Source organism: Streptomyces aureus, assembly GCF_000725495.1.
GTDB lineage: Bacteria > Actinomycetota > Actinomycetes > Streptomycetales > Streptomycetaceae > Streptomyces > Streptomyces aureus_B.
The window spans coordinates 60,863-75,549 of record NZ_JNZD01000003.1 but is presented as its reverse complement, the minus strand read 5'-3'; the positions used below and the strand labels follow the sequence as shown (position 1 = coordinate 75,549).

General features: G+C 69.8%; 27 protein-coding genes. 4 read left to right on the top strand and 23 right to left on the bottom strand.

The genetic code is table 11. From position 1 onward, the window contains the following. The first annotated feature begins 58 nt into the window (after nucleotides 1-58). The 4 genes from IO36_RS04630 to IO36_RS04615 all read left to right on the top strand — a co-directional run bounded on the left by IO36_RS04630 (nucleotide 59) and on the right by IO36_RS04615 (nucleotide 1,662). Nucleotides 59-664, top strand: coding sequence for a GntR family transcriptional regulator (locus IO36_RS04630; RefSeq protein WP_037616385.1), 606 nt, complete (start codon nucleotides 59-61; stop codon nucleotides 662-664). Next, nucleotides 664-948, top strand: a complete 285-nt coding sequence (locus IO36_RS04625; protein WP_158997212.1) for a hypothetical protein — start codon at nucleotides 664-666, stop codon at nucleotides 946-948. Before IO36_RS04630 ends, IO36_RS04625 begins: the two co-directional genes overlap by 1 nt. Then, nucleotides 938-1,336 carry a DUF6221 family protein gene (locus IO36_RS42905; RefSeq protein WP_158997210.1) on the top strand — a complete coding sequence of 133 codons (399 nt, stop codon included), beginning with the start codon at nucleotides 938-940 and terminating at the stop codon, nucleotides 1,334-1,336. Before IO36_RS04625 ends, IO36_RS42905 begins: the two co-directional genes overlap by 11 nt. 89 nt (nucleotides 1,337-1,425) lie before the next feature. Beyond that, nucleotides 1,426-1,662: a hypothetical protein gene (locus IO36_RS04615; RefSeq protein WP_107065638.1), complete on the top strand. Its 237-nt coding sequence runs from the start codon at nucleotides 1,426-1,428 to the stop codon at nucleotides 1,660-1,662. A gap of 89 nt (nucleotides 1,663-1,751) precedes the next feature. Here IO36_RS04615 and IO36_RS04610 read toward each other — a convergent pair whose 3' ends face one another. From IO36_RS04610 to IO36_RS04505, 23 genes are all read right to left on the bottom strand, one after another. After that, on the bottom strand, nucleotides 1,752-2,855 hold the full coding sequence (locus IO36_RS04610; RefSeq protein ID WP_051899996.1) for a Fic family protein: 1,104 nt from the start codon (nucleotides 2,853-2,855) through the stop codon (nucleotides 1,752-1,754). 354 nt (nucleotides 2,856-3,209) lie between these two features. Beyond that, nucleotides 3,210-3,536: a hypothetical protein gene (locus tag IO36_RS04605; RefSeq protein ID WP_037616379.1), complete on the bottom strand. Its 327-nt coding sequence runs from the start codon at nucleotides 3,534-3,536 to the stop codon at nucleotides 3,210-3,212. Beyond that, complete coding sequence (locus IO36_RS04600) at nucleotides 3,533-3,982, bottom strand: DUF3307 domain-containing protein (RefSeq protein ID WP_037616377.1); 450 nt, start codon at nucleotides 3,980-3,982, stop codon at nucleotides 3,533-3,535. The genes IO36_RS04605 and IO36_RS04600 overlap by 4 nt, the downstream gene beginning before the upstream one ends. Continuing rightward, entirely contained in the window at nucleotides 3,979-4,344 is a 366-nt protein-coding gene (locus IO36_RS04595; RefSeq protein WP_037616376.1) for a hypothetical protein, read from the bottom strand. Before IO36_RS04595 ends, IO36_RS04600 begins: the two co-directional genes overlap by 4 nt. Next, nucleotides 4,341-4,604: a response regulator transcription factor gene (locus tag IO36_RS46685; RefSeq protein ID WP_051899994.1), complete on the bottom strand. Its 264-nt coding sequence runs from the start codon at nucleotides 4,602-4,604 to the stop codon at nucleotides 4,341-4,343. Before IO36_RS46685 ends, IO36_RS04595 begins: the two co-directional genes overlap by 4 nt. Beyond that, nucleotides 4,601-4,984, bottom strand: coding sequence for a hypothetical protein (locus IO36_RS46680; protein WP_051899992.1), 384 nt, complete (start codon nucleotides 4,982-4,984; stop codon nucleotides 4,601-4,603). The genes IO36_RS46685 and IO36_RS46680 overlap by 4 nt, the downstream gene beginning before the upstream one ends. After that, complete coding sequence (locus tag IO36_RS46675; protein ID WP_158997208.1) at nucleotides 4,981-5,136, bottom strand: hypothetical protein; 156 nt, start codon at nucleotides 5,134-5,136, stop codon at nucleotides 4,981-4,983. Before IO36_RS46675 ends, IO36_RS46680 begins: the two co-directional genes overlap by 4 nt. Next, nucleotides 5,133-5,723: a hypothetical protein gene (locus IO36_RS04580; RefSeq protein ID WP_037616374.1), complete on the bottom strand. Its 591-nt coding sequence runs from the start codon at nucleotides 5,721-5,723 to the stop codon at nucleotides 5,133-5,135. The genes IO36_RS46675 and IO36_RS04580 overlap by 4 nt, the downstream gene beginning before the upstream one ends. Further along, nucleotides 5,707-5,955, bottom strand: coding sequence for a hypothetical protein (locus IO36_RS04575; protein WP_037616372.1), 249 nt, complete (start codon nucleotides 5,953-5,955; stop codon nucleotides 5,707-5,709). Before IO36_RS04575 ends, IO36_RS04580 begins: the two co-directional genes overlap by 17 nt. Further along, nucleotides 5,952-6,185, bottom strand: coding sequence for a helix-turn-helix domain-containing protein (locus IO36_RS04570; RefSeq protein ID WP_037616901.1), 234 nt, complete (start codon nucleotides 6,183-6,185; stop codon nucleotides 5,952-5,954). The genes IO36_RS04575 and IO36_RS04570 overlap by 4 nt, the downstream gene beginning before the upstream one ends. Next, a complete protein-coding gene (locus IO36_RS04565) occupies nucleotides 6,182-6,619 on the bottom strand; it encodes an SLOG family protein (RefSeq protein WP_037616369.1) in 438 nt (145 codons plus the stop codon). The genes IO36_RS04570 and IO36_RS04565 overlap by 4 nt, the downstream gene beginning before the upstream one ends. Continuing rightward, on the bottom strand, nucleotides 6,616-6,894 hold the full coding sequence (locus IO36_RS46670) for a hypothetical protein (protein WP_037616367.1): 279 nt from the start codon (nucleotides 6,892-6,894) through the stop codon (nucleotides 6,616-6,618). The genes IO36_RS04565 and IO36_RS46670 overlap by 4 nt, the downstream gene beginning before the upstream one ends. 82 nt (nucleotides 6,895-6,976) lie before the next feature. Then, nucleotides 6,977-7,471 carry a hypothetical protein gene (locus IO36_RS04555; protein WP_037616366.1) on the bottom strand — a complete coding sequence of 165 codons (495 nt, stop codon included), beginning with the start codon at nucleotides 7,469-7,471 and terminating at the stop codon, nucleotides 6,977-6,979. 59 nt (nucleotides 7,472-7,530) lie between these two features. After that, nucleotides 7,531-8,022 carry a hypothetical protein gene (locus IO36_RS47635; protein ID WP_063764824.1) on the bottom strand — a complete coding sequence of 164 codons (492 nt, stop codon included), beginning with the start codon at nucleotides 8,020-8,022 and terminating at the stop codon, nucleotides 7,531-7,533. A gap of 58 nt (nucleotides 8,023-8,080) precedes the next feature. After that, entirely contained in the window at nucleotides 8,081-8,407 is a 327-nt protein-coding gene (locus IO36_RS04545; protein WP_245173119.1) for a hypothetical protein, read from the bottom strand. Nucleotides 8,408-8,481: 74 nt separating this feature from the next. Then, a complete protein-coding gene (locus tag IO36_RS04540) occupies nucleotides 8,482-8,820 on the bottom strand; it encodes a hypothetical protein (RefSeq protein ID WP_037616364.1) in 339 nt (112 codons plus the stop codon). Next, on the bottom strand, nucleotides 8,817-9,065 hold the full coding sequence (locus tag IO36_RS04535; protein WP_037616362.1) for an HNH endonuclease: 249 nt from the start codon (nucleotides 9,063-9,065) through the stop codon (nucleotides 8,817-8,819). The genes IO36_RS04540 and IO36_RS04535 overlap by 4 nt, the downstream gene beginning before the upstream one ends. Before the next feature lie 80 nt (nucleotides 9,066-9,145). Continuing rightward, a complete protein-coding gene (locus IO36_RS04530; protein WP_063764823.1) occupies nucleotides 9,146-9,772 on the bottom strand; it encodes a hypothetical protein in 627 nt (208 codons plus the stop codon). 17 nt (nucleotides 9,773-9,789) lie between these two features. Continuing rightward, on the bottom strand, nucleotides 9,790-10,194 hold the full coding sequence (locus IO36_RS04525) for a hypothetical protein (RefSeq protein ID WP_158997206.1): 405 nt from the start codon (nucleotides 10,192-10,194) through the stop codon (nucleotides 9,790-9,792). After that, the gene (locus IO36_RS04520; RefSeq protein WP_037616358.1) at nucleotides 10,191-11,159 is read right to left on the bottom strand and encodes a DNA-methyltransferase; all 969 of its coding nucleotides are present in this window, start codon (nucleotides 11,157-11,159) and stop codon (nucleotides 10,191-10,193) included. The genes IO36_RS04525 and IO36_RS04520 overlap by 4 nt, the downstream gene beginning before the upstream one ends. 45 nt (nucleotides 11,160-11,204) lie before the next feature. Beyond that, a complete protein-coding gene (locus IO36_RS04515; protein ID WP_037616356.1) occupies nucleotides 11,205-12,338 on the bottom strand; it encodes a DUF5131 family protein in 1,134 nt (377 codons plus the stop codon). Between the two features lie 44 nt (nucleotides 12,339-12,382). Next, entirely contained in the window at nucleotides 12,383-12,730 is a 348-nt protein-coding gene (locus tag IO36_RS04510; RefSeq protein ID WP_037616355.1) for a hypothetical protein, read from the bottom strand. Nucleotides 12,731-12,806: 76 nt separating this feature from the next. After that, entirely contained in the window at nucleotides 12,807-14,678 is a 1,872-nt protein-coding gene (locus tag IO36_RS04505; RefSeq protein WP_037616353.1) for an AAA family ATPase, read from the bottom strand. Between the last annotated feature and the right edge of the window lie 9 nt (nucleotides 14,679-14,687).

The window sequence follows — 14,687 nt, the reverse complement described above, 5'->3', positions numbered from 1 at the left end:
GTGTGAAAGACCGCCCGGCCGCGAAGCAGCCAGACCCAAGCAAGAGAGAGGCGCTCCCTTGAGCGTAGCGAACGACCGCATCGCCGCCCCCGCCGCCCGGCCGGGACAGACGGCGCTCTATCAGTTCTTCGACGACGTGGACCGGCTGCTCTACGTCGGCATTACGGACGATCCCAAGACGCGGTGGGCGCGGCATCGGCAGTACGCGGCGACATCGTGGTGGCCGCGCGCGGCACGCGTCAGCGTCGACTGGCTCACTGGGCGGGACGTTGCGGCGGCGGCCGAGCTGCGCGTCATCCGCACCCAAGCCCCGTTGTACAACTCGGGCGGTGCGCCGTCGCCTCTTCGTGAACAGGCGCCTGGGGAGACGCCGTGTCCGATGGTGAACATGCAGCGCTTCCACGAGGCCACCGGCGGCGGGTTCCGCCCACCGGGGCGCCCCTGGCGGAACATGGACCAAGCCGTCGCTGAGACCCTGACGGCCGACGTGACGGCTGGGCGACTGCGCTGCGGCAACCAACTCCCCCGTGTCGCCGAGCTGGTCAACCGCTTCGGCGTGTCGACCAACACGGTGCATCGCGCACTTCGACGGCTGGCTTCCGCAGGCAGGGTAGAACGGCAGGGCGTTGGGTCGGGCACCCGGTACTTCGTCACACTGTCCTGATGCCTACCTACGAACAGCAGCCGGGCAAGCGGACCGACCTCGCCTCACGAGACGAAGGAGCGGCCATGTCGCGAACGTTAGAACTGCCAGTCACCAAGCCCGACTACCTGACCGAGAAGCAGTGGCTCGACTTGGCCTTCGAGGTGATGCGGGGGGTGGTCGAGGGGTGTCGGACGGCGGAACTCGGGCTGGACCCACAGCTGCTCTCTGACCTGGGCACCGCCGCGGTGAACGGGCTCCGGGGCCGCCTGGACCAGGCGATGACGGAGGCCAATGATGGATGACCTCGTGCAGTGGTTCGGCGAGCAGCTCGACGAGGACCAGCGGCTCGTGACGGAGGCCTGCGACGCCGAGTTCTGCAAGGACGGGAGGTGGGTTGCGAAGGGACCGTTTGAGGACAATCTCGGCAGCCTCCACTCCGAGGCCAACGAAGCACTCCTCGGCGAGGAGGAAAGCGTGCCCTTTGCCATTGCTGCCCACATCGCCGAGCACGATCCGGCTCGGGTGGTGCGCGAGATCGAAGCGAAGCGGCAGTTGGTCACCCTGCACAGCGAGGGTGCCAGTGAACTGTTCTGCTCGAACTGTGAGCACGAACCGCCATGCCCCACGCTGCGCCTGCTCGCCCTGCCCTACGCTGACCGCCCCGGCTACCGGGAGAAGTGGCGTCCGTGAGTGACGCCGCCTGGGGCTGACACCCCACGCCCGAGCCCCTGCCGCGCGCCGTGGTGGGGGCTCTCTGCCGCCCACTTAAGATCATCGCCGTGGACCTCCCCGATGATCTGATCAACCTCGAACGCGACGCTGAAGAAGCGCGCGCCCGGATGGCCGGGCTCGCCGACGCCGAGCACAACGCGCAGTGGAAGCGGTGGCGGGAGGCATCCGCCGCAGTGCAGGGCGCCATCACCGCACATGCGAAGGCAACCGGGGAGAACCGGATGAGCGTCGAGATGGCCGTGAAGAAGGCGGTCCGGCACGAGACCGAGGACCCCGCCGAGTAGCCAGACAAGGCGAAGGCCCCTGCCGTTGGGAAGCCGGCAGGGACCTTCCGTCTGCGGGATCAAGCGGTGCGCCCGACGGCGCTGGCCTTCTAGTCGTTCGCGACGAGCGGCATGAAAGCCCGAAGCCGGTTAACGCGGGGCCGAACGGTCGTCACGACACCCTGCTTGCCCTTGGCCAGAAGCCCCATCGCCTCCAGCGCGTTCACATCTCGTGTCACAGCCTTGTCCTGCTTGCCAGCGTAGGCCAAGGCCAGCTGGGGTGTCAGCTCGCGAATGGACGCTTTCGGCGTCGACTCAGCCACCGGGAGGCTGAGCACGAGCAGACGTTGACGCGCGCAGGCGGGCGTGTGCTTGTCCCGGAAGGCGGCATGGACGAAGTTGACCCACGTCACGCCGAGCTGCTGTGCCTGGATCTCTTCGATCTGCTGACGAAGCCCGTCGACCAGGCCCTGCAGGGCGTATGCGATGAAAGCGTTGACGTTGTGCGGCGTGACCTCGCTCGTACGTCGCAGCTCACGGTAGTAGGCGCTGCGCGTCTTGTTGTAGTGGTCGGCCAGCACGTGCGCAGCGACCGTCGGCGCACCGGAGCGAACCAGTAGCTGGAATTCGACGAGGCGGGCGGTTCGGCCGTTGCCGTCCTCGAAGGGGTGGATCCAGGCGACGTAGAGGTGGGCCAGAATCGCTGACAGGACTGCGACGGGCTTCTCATAGATGGTGCCCAGCGTCTCGGTGCGCAGGTCTTCGAGCCAGTGGCAGAGGCGGTCCAGCAGGTACGCGCAGTCTTCAGCGGGGGCCCCGCGGTAGTGCGCCCCGACGACCACGCTGGTGGTCCGGATCTGGCCAGCTTGGCCTTCGGTGTCGGTGAGTCCTTCGAGGACGATCTCGTTGAACTTTTGGATGCGCTCGACCGTCAGGTGAAGGGAGCGCTTCTCCAGGACGTCGTCAATGATCAGGTTGTAGCCCTTGATCACGTTGTCAACTTCCTGCCCCAGGTATTCCTGTGACGGGGGGAGGTCGAGTTCGTGGTCGACGCGCTGGCGCACCTGCTTCTCGGACAGGGTGTTGCCCTCGATCTGGGTGGTCGCGTGGGCGCCTTTGGTCAGGTAGATCCGGTTGAGCTCGGCGGCGACTGACGGCTGGAGGGGGACGCCGGCGATGTGGTCGAGCTTGGAGACGGCTTCGCCGACGAGCATCCAGCACTTGTGGTCAAGCTGCTTCAGGTCTAGGAGGAAGTTGATCCATGGGTGTGACTCCTCGTATGACCGCACCGGCGTCCCCTACTTGTGTTGTGTTTTTGCAGCTCAGAAGGCTCTGTATAGATTGTGGAGCCTATTTTTGTCCAGTGTATCGGGGGCACGTTGAGGGGCAAGTCGGTGGTCGGCCAGGCGTGGTCCCTGGCTGAATTTTGATGCTTCGGCTGCACCGCCGATTCGGGGCGGGCGGTGCCAGGCGCGCCGCGAGCCTCCAAGCACACGGCCGCCCCGCACCTCGGTGAGGGCGGGGCGGAGGTGGAGCGCGGCAGGGCCACCGTGCGGGTGCCGCGGGGGTCAATGCTTCGGATTTACGCAGCCGGGGTGCTGCTCGCTGGGTGCGAGTCCGGCTTGGTCGGCGCGCCGGCACGCTGGACACGGCCTGGCCGCAGACAGGGGCTGAGGCCAGGTGTTCGGGTCGGCCATGAAGGCGTGGGCCCAGTCTTGCCGGTAGTGACAGTTGGGGAGCCAGCAGTGCCAACCGTCCTCGTGGGCGACGAGGTGCAGGTCCGGTGTGGCGTGGTCGTTGCCGCAGGTGAACGGATGCATGCCGCTGTGCGCCTGGAAGGCGTTGAGCGCGGCGACCTGTTCGGGCGTCCACGGGGCGCGAATCATGTCGGTCATCGCTGCTCACCTCCTGCCGCGATCAGGGCTGCGATGAGGATCCAGCCCTTGTGCCAGGCCTGGTCCATGAGATAGCCGGCGTGCGGGTCGCGTTGGAGCCACCCTGCGTGTCCGGTGGCGGCGGCGACGCGGACGATGCCTCGCGGGTGCTCGTCCTGCCAGTGGCCGCCCTGTCGGTCAGCGATGTAGTGGGTGGCTGCGGACACAGCGAGTGCGAGAGCGGCCCGGCGCCAGGACAGGCGCATCCCGGTGGCGCGCTGCACGGCGTAGAGGGCCGCGGCTTGGGTGGCGGTGTAGGTGAGGACGTGCTCGGTGCACGCCTTGGCGCCGTTGCTGTTGGCTCTGCCCTTGTGGACGGCGAGCTCGTCCGTCTGAATCCAGTGGTCGCCGACCTCGTGGGCTGCGGTGAGAGCGGCGTAGGTGGCTGCGAATTGGGCTGTGGTCATGCGGGGGTCTCCTGCTCGTTCCGGTGGACGATCGCGTGCGCGGCCTGGCGGGCGAGGTCGGCGTACTCGCCGCCGGACAGGCCGACGGGTTCGCCGCGTTGGAGCATGGCGAGCGCGTTCGGGCCGAGCCGGATAGCGACCGCGCGCAGAGCAGGCTCGATGAGGTCGGCGAGCTGCCGGACGGTGTACTCGTCGAAGCCGATCGACGGCTGACCGTCGGTGTCCTGGTAGACGACGGACATGCTGACGGTGGGCTCCGGCCGGGCCGCGTGTTCGCAGCCGCCCCAGATGAGCGTGTGGGCGCCCTTGCCGCGGCACGCGCTGTGACAGCCGTCGAAGTCCTGCTCGGTCTGTGCGGTCATGCGGCGGTCTCCATGCCTGCGATGCGGGCGAGTTCGGCGAGAGTGATGTGCCCGTGGTGGATGGCCAGTGCGACAGCGTGCGCGGCGTCCTTGGCGCCGAGAGCCCGGTATGCGTTGGTCAGGTGGTAGGTGATGGTGCTGCTGCTGCGGACGCCGAGGATGCGGGCGATCTGTTTGCCGGTGTGGCCGGCGGCTGCGAGGAGGAGGATCTCGCGCTGCCGGACGGTGAGAGCGCGGGGCTTGGGCGACGGGCCGGTCACTGGCCGTTCCTGTCGTGCAGGCCGAGGGCGTGACGCGGCCCCGGGAAACGGTCGTTGGCGTAGGACTGGCGCTGGATCTGAAAGTCGACGGGAAGTCCGGTGCGCTGCCGGGCGAGTTCGCTGATGGCTGCACAGAGCAGATCCCAGCGCCCGTCGGGCTGGCCGTGGGCGACCGGCGGGAACAGGGCGTCGAACTCGTCGTCGGCCAGGATCAGGCGGACGTCGACGTCCCGCCACTTTTTGCCGACGGCGGCCGATCCGACGAGGTAGGGGACGGCGTCGAAGGCGTCGGTGATCTCGCGGGCGAACGCGTCGAGGTGGAGGGCGGCCGGCATGCCGACGCCGACCATGGGGCGGGGGTTGAGCTGGGCGTCGGTCACAGGTACTCCTCGGGCGGTTCGAGCGTGGTGGTGTCGCGGTCGGGGCTGGTGGCTCTGTGGAGGAGTTCGGCTCCGCGATCGCAGAGGGCTTCGAGCGCGGCCGGGGCATCGCGCCAGTTGGGGTCGCGGTCGCCGGGCGGAGCAGCAGTCATGGCTGCTCGTCTCCGTCCGGGTCCTCGCCGCAGGGCCCGAACCTGATCGGCGTCTGCGGTGCCCAGTCGTCGCCGCGCGCTTTCCGGATCGCGGCACGAACCGGATCGTTGGCCTCGAAGGAGTGCTGCCGGTGGTCCGTGGGCCGGTCGCACCTGTCGCCTCCGACGGACTCGGCGTCGCACAGGCCGCGCCGGGCGGCGGGCCAGTGCTCGGCCGGCTCGCCGAGGGCGACCATCGTCGATGCCCAGTCCTCGAACCGGTGCGCCCGGTCGTCGATGTAGACCGTGGCGGCCAGTTTCCGGTCGGTGACGAGCAGCAGGCCGCGCGTGTTCCAGAAGGGCTTGCGGCGTCCGTACCAGGTGCGGGGCAGGCGGGTGGTGCAGTCGATGTTGTGGCCGGAGGTGCGCTCGATCCAGCGGGCGACCTGGTGGGGGTTGCGGGTGGTGTGGATGAATACGGCGTCGCGTTCCAGCAGGGTGAGGAGTCCGGCGAGGGCGTCGGGTTTCCAGTCGCCGTAGATGGTGCCGTCGGCCCAGCCTCGGTCGTAGGTGTGGATGACGCCGTCGAAGTCAACTGCTGTGGTCACGGCTGGTGTCCTGCACTTTCGGGTCGATGAGGTCGATGTAGTCGCGGGCGAGGCAGGCACTGCACCCCTCGCAGACGCAGTCGGGTTCGTAGCCGTCCTGGCGGAGGTGCTCGCGCTGCTGCTCGGCGAGCTCGTGGGCGTAGGCGTCGAGGTTGGCTTCGGCTCGGGCGGTGCTGAGGCCGGCTTGCTGAAGGTGGGCCACCATGCGGGCGCGGGCGGGGAGATTGGTCACGGCTGGTCCTTGGGCTTGATCACGAAGGAGGCTGCATCGTCAAGGTCGAGCCAGACGAGCAGGGTCACGAGTGCATCGGCGTCCGGTCTGCGGCCGTCGGCGAGGCGGGACAGGGTCGAGGCGGACAGGTCGAGTTGAGCGGCGACCTGGCGCCAGGTGAGGCCATCGGCTCGCCGCTTGATGTCGAGGCGGAGGTGGAGTTCCGGGACGTCGAGTTGGTGGGTGCTCATGCGGTGTACCTGCGGGTGGGGATCCCGGCCTGCTCGGCGAGCTCTGCGCAGTGGGCCGTGCCGTGGCTCGGGTGCGGCTTGAGCTCCGTGCAGCTCGGCTTGCTGCACGGTGCGAGGAACGCGAGGCAGGCGTCGGCCCCGGCGTTGACCATCTCGGCGTTGCGTCGGAAGCCGGCCGCCCGGTCGAAGACCCCGCCGGGGCGCCAGTCCGCGGGGTGGCCCTCCTCGATGACGGGGCGCCGGTTGTCTCCTTGTGCGGCGGCGGCCCAGGCCGCGGCGTGTGCGTCGGCGCCGTCGGGGCAGTCGCCGTGGACGACGACGATCGTGGCGGTGCTGGGCGCGCTGGCCATGACGGTGGAGGCGATGGCCTGCCAGACGGTGCGCCGGTCGTCCCAATCGCGGCTGCCGGTGACGAGGATTCGGTACTGGGTCATGCGGCCTCCTCGTAGCTGCGCGGCTGGGCGTGCCTCCAGGTGGCCGTGCGTCTGCTGGGCCGCTTGTGCGTGGCTCGGGCGTAGCGGCGGGCGCGGAGTCGGCCGCGGCGCCACGACGGGCGTCGTCTGACGCCTCGCCGGATCCAGGCGCCGGTGAGGATCAGGGTGTAGAGCACGACGGTGGCGAGGAAGGCCAGGACGGCGATCCAGGCGACGATGGCGTTGAGGATGGCGAGCGCGGTGTCGATGGCTTCGAAGAGGAGGACCGCGGTCATGTCGCTGCTCCTTTCGCGGCCACGTGGTCGAGGACGCGGTGTGCGTCTTCGGCGGCGAACGCGGCGAGGAAGTACGGGTCGGTCATGTCCTGGCCGGGTCGGCGGCGGGCAGCACGGACAGGGCGGCCGCGGCCAGCACCTCCGGGGTGCCGAGCACTTCGGTCAGGACGCCGTGCTCCCACACGCAGGGCTGGACCCGCTTCCGTGCGCAGTCGTCCTCTGTGTCCTCGCAGCCGTCGCCCGTGCAGACGGCGGAGCGGATCGCGTCGGCCGCGGCGGTCAGGAGATCGGTAGGCGGGGCCGCAGCGGGCTCATCGTCGGCCGGCTGCTCCTCGTTGACCGTGTGGTCTGGGATACGCGCCGGGCGCGGTTCGGTGCCGTACAGCAGCCAGTCGACGCTCACCTGGCAGGCCTCGGCAATCAACGCCATGTCGAGGGTGTTGGGCCGCTGCTTGCCTTCGATGATGTTGCGGAGCCGGTCGGACGGCATGCCGTTCGCGGCGAAGCGGTCGGCGGCGTCGTCGGCGTTGGCCCAGGCCTGCTGGATGCGGGGCAGGTACAGGGACGGGTCGGTCATGGTCACTCCGGTCGAGGTCGGGTGGGGCCGCCGCGGTGGACGGCCCCGGTGGCGATGGGTCAGTCGGTGGCGTTCGGGTCGGTGACCAGTGCGTCCCACTTCACGAGGTCCCAGCAGTGCTCACACGAACCGGGACCAACTGGCGTGGCGTGCGCGCAGCAGAGCGCTCCGTCGGAACGCCGGTACGGCGCGGGCGGCGTGTACGTGTCGGCCGACTGGACGGGGTCGACGTGGGTGAGGGCGATGCAGGCGTCGTGCCCGTCGACCCAGACGACCGCGGTGTGGCCGCCAAGGACTTCGGCTTCGCTGCGCGTCTTGGTGTCGAGACGTTCGCCGTCGCCATCGTCGGGCCGGACGCCGGGGTAGGCGGTGACGGGGGTGCCGATGGGGTAGCGGGCGTTCCAGCGGTCGGCTTCGGCGGCCGGGTTGGTCTCGGTCATGCGGGGCTCCTGTTTGCGGGCGGCGAGGTAGGCCGTGAACTCGGCGACGGCCTGGCGGTCGCCGGGGCTGAGCTGGTAGCGGGGGTTGTTGCCGCAGGGCGGTCCGGACACTGCTGCTCCCGGGGGTCGGCCGGGGCCGTCGGCGTGACGGCCCCGGGGCGCGGTCAGGTCAGGCGGTGGGCTGCATGTTGAGGAGCGCGTGGATCACGGCGCGCACGGTGGCCGCGGACTGGCGGGACGGATGCCGGGCGATCTCGGCGGCGAGGATCTTCCAGGCGTTCCGTTCGCCGCGGCGGCCGATCCAGGCCTTGAGGCAGCGTTCGTGGACGAGGCCGTCGGCGGTGCGGGCCATGCGGTCGTCGTACTCGGTGCGGCAGTGGGGGCAGTCGGGCAGGCCGTTGGGCGCGCCGTCGGTGTCGCGGCCTCCGTCGTCGGTGGGGTCGATGTCGACGGCGGGGAGGTCGACGGTGATACGGATGGTCGAGCGGTCAGGCATCGAGTGCTCCGTGGTTCGTGGGAGGGTGGGGTGCCGGCCGCCGCTGACTCGAACAGCGGCGGCCGTGCTGTGGTTCATGGCGTGGGGAGTGGAATCGCGTCCTGCACGACGACCGCGGCCTCCACCAGCTCGGGCAGCGGGCCGGGCTTGATCTCGAAGTGCGCGGTGGCCCAGTTCCGTTCGCGCATCTCCGCGAACGTCAGGGCGTTGCGGCGCTGCTCCCCGCCGAGGACCGCGGTCAACGTGCCGTCGGGGTGGAGGGTGCAGTCGAACGGCGGCATGTCCCCGTTGTGGACGCGGATCGGGGTCGGCTCCGCCGGGAGCTCAAGCTCCTGCGCCTCGACCGTGTCCACGGTGTCGGCGCCAGCGGCCTTGGCCCGGCAGTGCGGGCACATCTGCTGGTGCCGGTTCACGAGGCGCTCCCCGACTTGCGGGTGCCGTGGGTGTTGCAGTGGTGGCAAATGAGGTGGAGGTTGGCGAGCGTGTTGGTGCCCCCGGCCTTGCGGTGGATCTTGTTCTTGAGGATCAGGGCGGCCGGTTCGAGGGCCGTGGCGCAGGTGGCACAGCGGCCGTCCTGGGCGGCGTACAGGGTGCGCTTCTTGGAGCGGCGCTGCCGGCCGCACAGCATTCGGTTGGTGCGGATCGGGCGGGTGGTCACGGTTCTGCTCCCTCGTGCTCGGGGTGGTGGATGATGGGCGGGCCGGCGCCCCGCACTTCGACTGCGGGGCGCCGGTGCTGTCACACGTGGCCGAACTCGATGTCTGCCAGCTCGGCGCGCGCCTCGGCGACCGTGGTCCGGCCGTTGGCGAGGTCGTAGATCAGGCCGACGGCGTGGTACTCGCCGCTGTCAGTGGCGTCGCGGAGGCTGGAGGCGATCTCGGAGATCAGATCGAAGACGTCGGCGTCGGAGTCGCCGTGCTCGTCGACGTCGTCCTCCCGCTCGACGCCAGCGTCGTTGATGGCGTCGGCGACGCCTTCGACGAGGTGGGCGCGCGCGTCCTCGGGCATCTCGGGGTCGAACGCGAAGTGGATGCGGGCGATCGGCTTCTCACCAGCGGTGAGGGTGATGTCGTCCTCGGTGCTGGGCTCGAGGCCGTCGGCGCCGAGGTTGACGGCCCAGGCGGACACGTCAGCTGCGCTGGTGAGGAGGCGGTTGATGCCGCGCTGCGCCGCGTTGAAGTCGTGCGGGGTGAGCATCCCCCAAGTGGTGCCGTTGACAACTTCGCGGTCGGTGACGGTGGAGTCGATGAACGCGCGGTCCATGCGCTCCCCGATGCCCATGAAGTCCGGGTCGTCTGTGGACATGGCGTGCTGGCGGGCGGCTTCGTCGCGGAGGTCTTCGTCGGTGTACAGGCGGTCGGTCATGGTCGTGTCCTTCCAGGTCACTTGGAGGTGGGGGCGCAGCCGTGGGCGATGAGGGCCAGGCCGAACCGTTCGGCGTGACCGCCGAACGAGATCTCGTTCGCGGCTGTCATCGCGCCGCGGGTCCAGTCGGCCATCGACGCGACCGCGGCTGCGGCACCGTTCGCGTCGTAGGCGGTGGTGAACAGGCCGAGGGTGCGGCCCTCGTGGTGAGCGAGGACCCACGGGTACTGCGGCAGTGGGGCGTGTGCGGCAGGGACCTCGTAGACACGCAAGCCGGGTACGGGCTCGGTGGCCTCGACGGTGAGGGTGCCGGTGGCAGTGGTGAGTTCGACGGTGGGCATGTGCTGCTCCTTGATCGGTGTGGGATCGTGCTGGGTGCGGCCGCCCCTGTTACGAGCAGGGGCGGCCGTGCTGGTGGTCATGCGGGCAGGTCGAGCACGCCCTGCGCGAACCGCTCGCGGGCCAGGTCGTGGTAGTCCGGGTTCAGGTCGATGCCGATGTACTTGCGGCCGAGCTGCCGGGCTGCTGCGCCTGTGGTGCCGGACCCGGAGAACGGGTCGAGGACGGTCCCGCCCGGTCGGCAGCCGGCCTTGATGCAGCGGAGCGGAAGCTCGATGGGGAACACGGCGAAGTGAGCTGCGGGGTACGGCTTCGTGGTGATGTCCCAGACGTCTCCGGGGTTTCGGCCGAGCGGGTGCCCGTCGACTCCGGGCTCGTCCCGCTGCGAGGTGGAGTGCGTCTGTGCCGGCAACACGCCGAGGCGCTGCCGCTCCTTGTGACCTCGAGGCCTGCGCTGCGGTCGCATGCTGTGGGGCTCGCGGATGGCGTCGAGGTCGAAGCTGTACCTCGAGGCCTTCGTCAGCAGGAACAGGTGCTCGTGCCGTGAGGACAGCCGGTCCGTGACGGACTCCGGCATGGCGTTGTGCTTGTACCAGATGACCTCGTTGCGCAGGATCCATCCGTCGTCCTGGAGGGCGAACGCGGCGCGCCACGGGATACCGATCAGGTTCTTGGTGGGCAGCGCCGTGGTGCCACGGATCGTCTCGGCAGTGAAGGTGCAGTCCTTCCGCTGCCCGGTCTGGCCCTGCCTGTGGGTGGAGCCGGGCGGATACGCGTAGCTGTCGCCGAGGTTGAGCCACAGCGTCCCGTCGTCGGCGAGCACCCGGCGCGCCTCGGCGAACAGGACGCGCATCGTCTCGACGTAGGCCGCGGGCGTCGCCTCCAGCCCGTACTGGCCGGGCGTGCCGTAGTCGCGGAGCCCGAAGTAGGGCGGGCTGGTGACAATGCAGTCGACCGCGCCATCGGGCAGGGTGCGCAGGGTGTCGAGGGCGTCGCCGAGGAGGAGGGTCACCTGCTGGTCGCGGTAGTACGGGGGCTGGTCGGTCATCGGTGGGTCCTTGTCTGATCAGCGGGCTAGATGGCGGGTGGCTGGTTAAGCGGCTGGGATGGGGAAGGCGTCGTGGACCTGGCCGTCGAGTTCGCGGCCGGCGCGCCCCTTGCCCCAGCGCCGGATCGCGGCCATCCCGTTCGGGAGGCCGCATCGCTCCAGCGACCAGGGCTTGTGCCCGATCTCGTGGAGCCAGTACCGGCGCTCGCCGTCCTCGTCGGACCAGCTGCCGGTGTGAACGTGGGTGGCGCCGCGGGCCTCGCTGTCGGCCTTCGCGACGACCAGCTCCTCGTCGGTGCCGAGCCAGCCGACCTCCGGGTCGCAGACGCGGACCTGGAAAGGGGCGGGTCCCCACTCGCCCCACTGCTTGAAGAAGAACGGCACCCCGGAGTGCGCACACTGGTCCCGGATCGTGCGCGCCCATCCCGGGTGCATCGCCCGCGCCTTCGGGCCGGACTCGCCGCCGACGATCACCCAGTCGATCCGCGGCCCAACCGCCATCTCCTGGAACACGCGGCCTCGGTCGTCGGTCTGGTCGGGGCCCCAGCCGGGCCGCCCGTCGAGCCAGTACGTCAGCTTCGGCCGGCCGCGCCCGGGGACGATGGGGCCGCACAGGTCGATGGGGCCGAGGAGCGGTTCGCAGGACAGGAACCGGACGGCGGCCGGGGTCTCCAGCAGCGCCGGGATGCGGAGGTCGGCGCGCTTCTGGTCTTCGACGCTGACTCCGAGCCACACGTTCGGGAGGGGCCAGGTGAAGTCGCCGCAGCCGGGCTGAATGTCCTCTCGCTGGGTGTCGACCTGGGCGACGAACTCCCGGCTGCTGAGGAGGGACCGCATCCGCCCGTGGCGCTTGGTCAGCACCTGGTACGTGTGCTGCGGGGTGAGCGACATGACGGCGAACGCTCGGGTGAGGTAGTCGTCGGGGATGTCCTTGTGGAACAGGTCGGACATCGAGTTGACGAACACGCGCTTCGGCTTGCGCCACCTCAGCGGCAGCGCCAGGCGCTCGGGCCGCAGCGTCAGGTCGAAGCCGGTCTCGAAGTGGTGTCCGGCGGTGCCGCGGAAGCGTTCGGTGAAGGTCTCGGCGTAGCAGTTGTCGCAGCCGGGCGAGACTTTCTCGCAGCCGGTGACGATGTTCCAGGTCGCGTCGGTCCATTCGATCTTGCTCGTGGTGGCCATGGGGTGCTGCTCCTTGTTGGCGCGGTGAGGGCGTTGGTCTGAGGTCAGGCGGCGGCCGGCTTGTCGGCGCCGGGGCATGGGTTGCCGGTGGAGAATCCGGCGGCGGTGAGTCCGAAGTGGCGGCGGATGGTGCCGTCGCCCTTGACCGTGTAGGGGCGGTCGCAGGCGCCGCAGTTGGCGTGCGTGCCGACGAGGGCGCGCGTGCGGAGTTCGCCCGCGATCCGCTCGACCTCTTCGCGGAGCAGCTCCTCTTCGGCGTCGTTGCTCGCCGACTCGGGGTTGTACTTCTGGGGCTCCCACTCGCCGAGGGAGACCATCAGCATTCCGGCGGCGTGGTGGTGGGCTGCTCGGCGGATGTCGGCGGCGCGGCCGGGGGTGATGAGGGTGGTCATGGGGTGGTCCTCCTGGGTGTGTGACGGGTTGGTGGTTGGTCGTATGGGGCGTTGGGGTTCTCGCCCTGGGCGCCTGTCAGGCGGCGGGTGGGTGGCTGCCGGTGTCGGGGTCGCAGCCGAGGTGGGTGTCGTATCCGCGGCTTGCCCAGTCGGGGTTCATGGGGTGGTGGCAGATGCGGCATGGGGGTCCGGTGGGGGTGGTGTTTTCACTCGTCTCCCCCGCACCTCCCCCCTCCCTAGAGGGAGGGCGGGGGGAGGGAGGTGCTGCAAGGGCCTCCCCCGGACCTCCCCCGGGGTTTGGGGGGAGGTTTGACCTGGGGTTTTGCTCGAACTCCCCCGGCCTCCCCCCAAGATCGTGGGGGAGGTGGCCGTTCAAGATCGCGGGGGAGGTTTGGGGGGAGGTATTTCGGGGCGAATCGGACGCAACTTCAGAGGCCATGACCGATTCGTCATCCCCTGCCCCGATATTGGCGCCCGGAATGACATCCCCCGTCCCGTTTTGCGCCTCATCCAGGGAGCCGCGGCGCTTGCGGATCCGGACGGCCTCCTCGATCCGGTCCTTCCGGATCTGGATCTTGTATTCGGCGCACCACTTGATGACCCGGGGGCTCCCCCACCCGACGGGCACCTTCGCCCGGTCCAGGACCGCAACGAGCCACTCCGGCGTTCCCTCTGTCAGCGACCTCGGCCGGGAGTCCAGCGACTCCAGGACCACGGAGGTGACCGGCCGGCCGTCGGGCTTCGTCTCCCCGTCGAGAGTGACGACCTTCAGCCCGAACTCGATGTCGGCGCCCTCTTCGTTGTCCTTCTGCTTGCCGACCTTCATCGTGATCGTGATGTTGGAGGCGTTGTCGCCCTTCTTGGAGACGTGCATCTCCGACTGCAGGGCGCCTTTGGCGGCGGAGGCGCCGCGGCCGTGTTCGCCGACGTGCCCGGTGTGGTGGATCAGCAGCACGCACGCCTCGGTCGCGCGTCGCAGGTCGTCCATCCGCTCGATGACGATGCCGAGTTCGGTGTTGGAGTTCTCCTCGACGCCGACGGACACGCGGGCCTGGGTGTCGATGACGATGAGCTGCGGGCGCAGCCGGCGCATCGCCTCGATGAGGACGTCCCACTCGGGGCCGCGGGCCTGGACGGGCCGGGGCAGGAAGAGGACGTTGTCCATGCGCGTCCCGTAGTGCTTCTCCCAGGCTCGGACGCGCTGGCGGATGCCGCGGGCGCCCTCGGCGACGAGGTAGACGACGGTGCCCTGGCGGACGTACTGGCCGTGCCATTTCATGCCGGTGCCGACGTGGGCGGCGAGGTCGATGGTGACGAAGCTCTTCATGTGCCCGGACGGGCCGATGATCCGGGCGAGGGTGTCGAGATGGAGGAGGTCGCCGACCAGTGGGTCCAGGGTCGGCATGTCGTCGAGGGCGCTGGTGTCCAGGAGCTCGGCGAGGAGCGCGTCGGCGGGGTCGCCGGAGCGGCCGAGGGCCCGTTCCTTCTGCCGGGCCAGGTACTCGTCGATGAAGGTGACCGCTGTGCCGGGTTCGGCGTCGGGGGCGGTGGCCTGCTGGACGATGCGCCGGCCGAGGTCGGCTTCGGCGCGGAGGTCGGCAGCGCGGCGGACTTCGTGGGCGTAGTACTCGGGGTCGTTGCCGTGGTCGGAGATGGAGGCGACGTAGGCGATGCCGCCCGCGCGGCGCAACTCTTGGCGGCGTTCGAGTTCGAGGCGCAGGGTGAGCGGCTCGACGGGCTGGCCTTCGTCGTGGAGGTGGCCGAGGACGTCCCAGATGAGTTCGTGGGCTGGGAGGGCGAAGTCTCCGCGCTGGATGATGGTGCGGATGTCGGGGATCCGCTTGGGGTAGTGCACGCAGCCGCCGAGGACGTACCGCTCGGCGTCGTACTGCTCGGAGCCGTGCGGGTCCGCCTGTTCGTCACGCTGCATGTGGCGGACGTTGGTCACGTGCGGTCT

Bases quoted from the DNA above. Each gene is read 5' to 3' on its own strand.
- IO36_RS04610 (WP_051899996.1), bottom strand. From the start codon at position 2,855: ATGCTCGTCGGCGAAGCCGTCTCCAAGCTCGACCACATCGCCGGCGTC.
- IO36_RS04595 (WP_037616376.1), bottom strand. From the start codon at position 4,344: ATGACCGCACAGACCGAGCAGGACTTCGACGGCTGTCACAGCGCGTGC.
- IO36_RS04530 (WP_063764823.1), bottom strand. From the start codon at position 9,772: ATGACCGACCGCCTGTACACCGACGAAGACCTCCGCGACGAAGCCGCC.
- IO36_RS04545 (WP_245173119.1), bottom strand. From the start codon at position 8,407: ATGCCTGACCGCTCGACCATCCGTATCACCGTCGACCTCCCCGCCGTC.
- IO36_RS04625 (WP_158997212.1), top strand. From the start codon at position 664: ATGCCTACCTACGAACAGCAGCCGGGCAAGCGGACCGACCTCGCCTCA.
- IO36_RS04525 (WP_158997206.1), bottom strand. From the start codon at position 10,194: ATGACCACCAGCACGGCCGCCCCTGCTCGTAACAGGGGCGGCCGCACC.
- IO36_RS04565 (WP_037616369.1), bottom strand. From the start codon at position 6,619: ATGACCCAGTACCGAATCCTCGTCACCGGCAGCCGCGATTGGGACGAC.
- IO36_RS04520 (WP_037616358.1), bottom strand. From the start codon at position 11,159: ATGACCGACCAGCCCCCGTACTACCGCGACCAGCAGGTGACCCTCCTC.
- IO36_RS04605 (WP_037616379.1), bottom strand. From the start codon at position 3,536: ATGACCGACATGATTCGCGCCCCGTGGACGCCCGAACAGGTCGCCGCG.
- IO36_RS04515 (WP_037616356.1), bottom strand. From the start codon at position 12,338: ATGGCCACCACGAGCAAGATCGAATGGACCGACGCGACCTGGAACATC.
- IO36_RS04570 (WP_037616901.1), bottom strand. From the start codon at position 6,185: ATGAGCACCCACCAACTCGACGTCCCGGAACTCCACCTCCGCCTCGAC.
- IO36_RS46670 (WP_037616367.1), bottom strand. From the start codon at position 6,894: ATGACCGCGGTCCTCCTCTTCGAAGCCATCGACACCGCGCTCGCCATC.
- IO36_RS46675 (WP_158997208.1), bottom strand. From the start codon at position 5,136: ATGACTGCTGCTCCGCCCGGCGACCGCGACCCCAACTGGCGCGATGCC.
- IO36_RS42905 (WP_158997210.1), top strand. From the start codon at position 938: ATGATGGATGACCTCGTGCAGTGGTTCGGCGAGCAGCTCGACGAGGAC.
- IO36_RS04510 (WP_037616355.1), bottom strand. From the start codon at position 12,730: ATGACCACCCTCATCACCCCCGGCCGCGCCGCCGACATCCGCCGAGCA.
- IO36_RS04600 (WP_037616377.1), bottom strand. From the start codon at position 3,982: ATGACCACAGCCCAATTCGCAGCCACCTACGCCGCTCTCACCGCAGCC.
- IO36_RS04555 (WP_037616366.1), bottom strand. From the start codon at position 7,471: ATGACCGACCCGTCCCTGTACCTGCCCCGCATCCAGCAGGCCTGGGCC.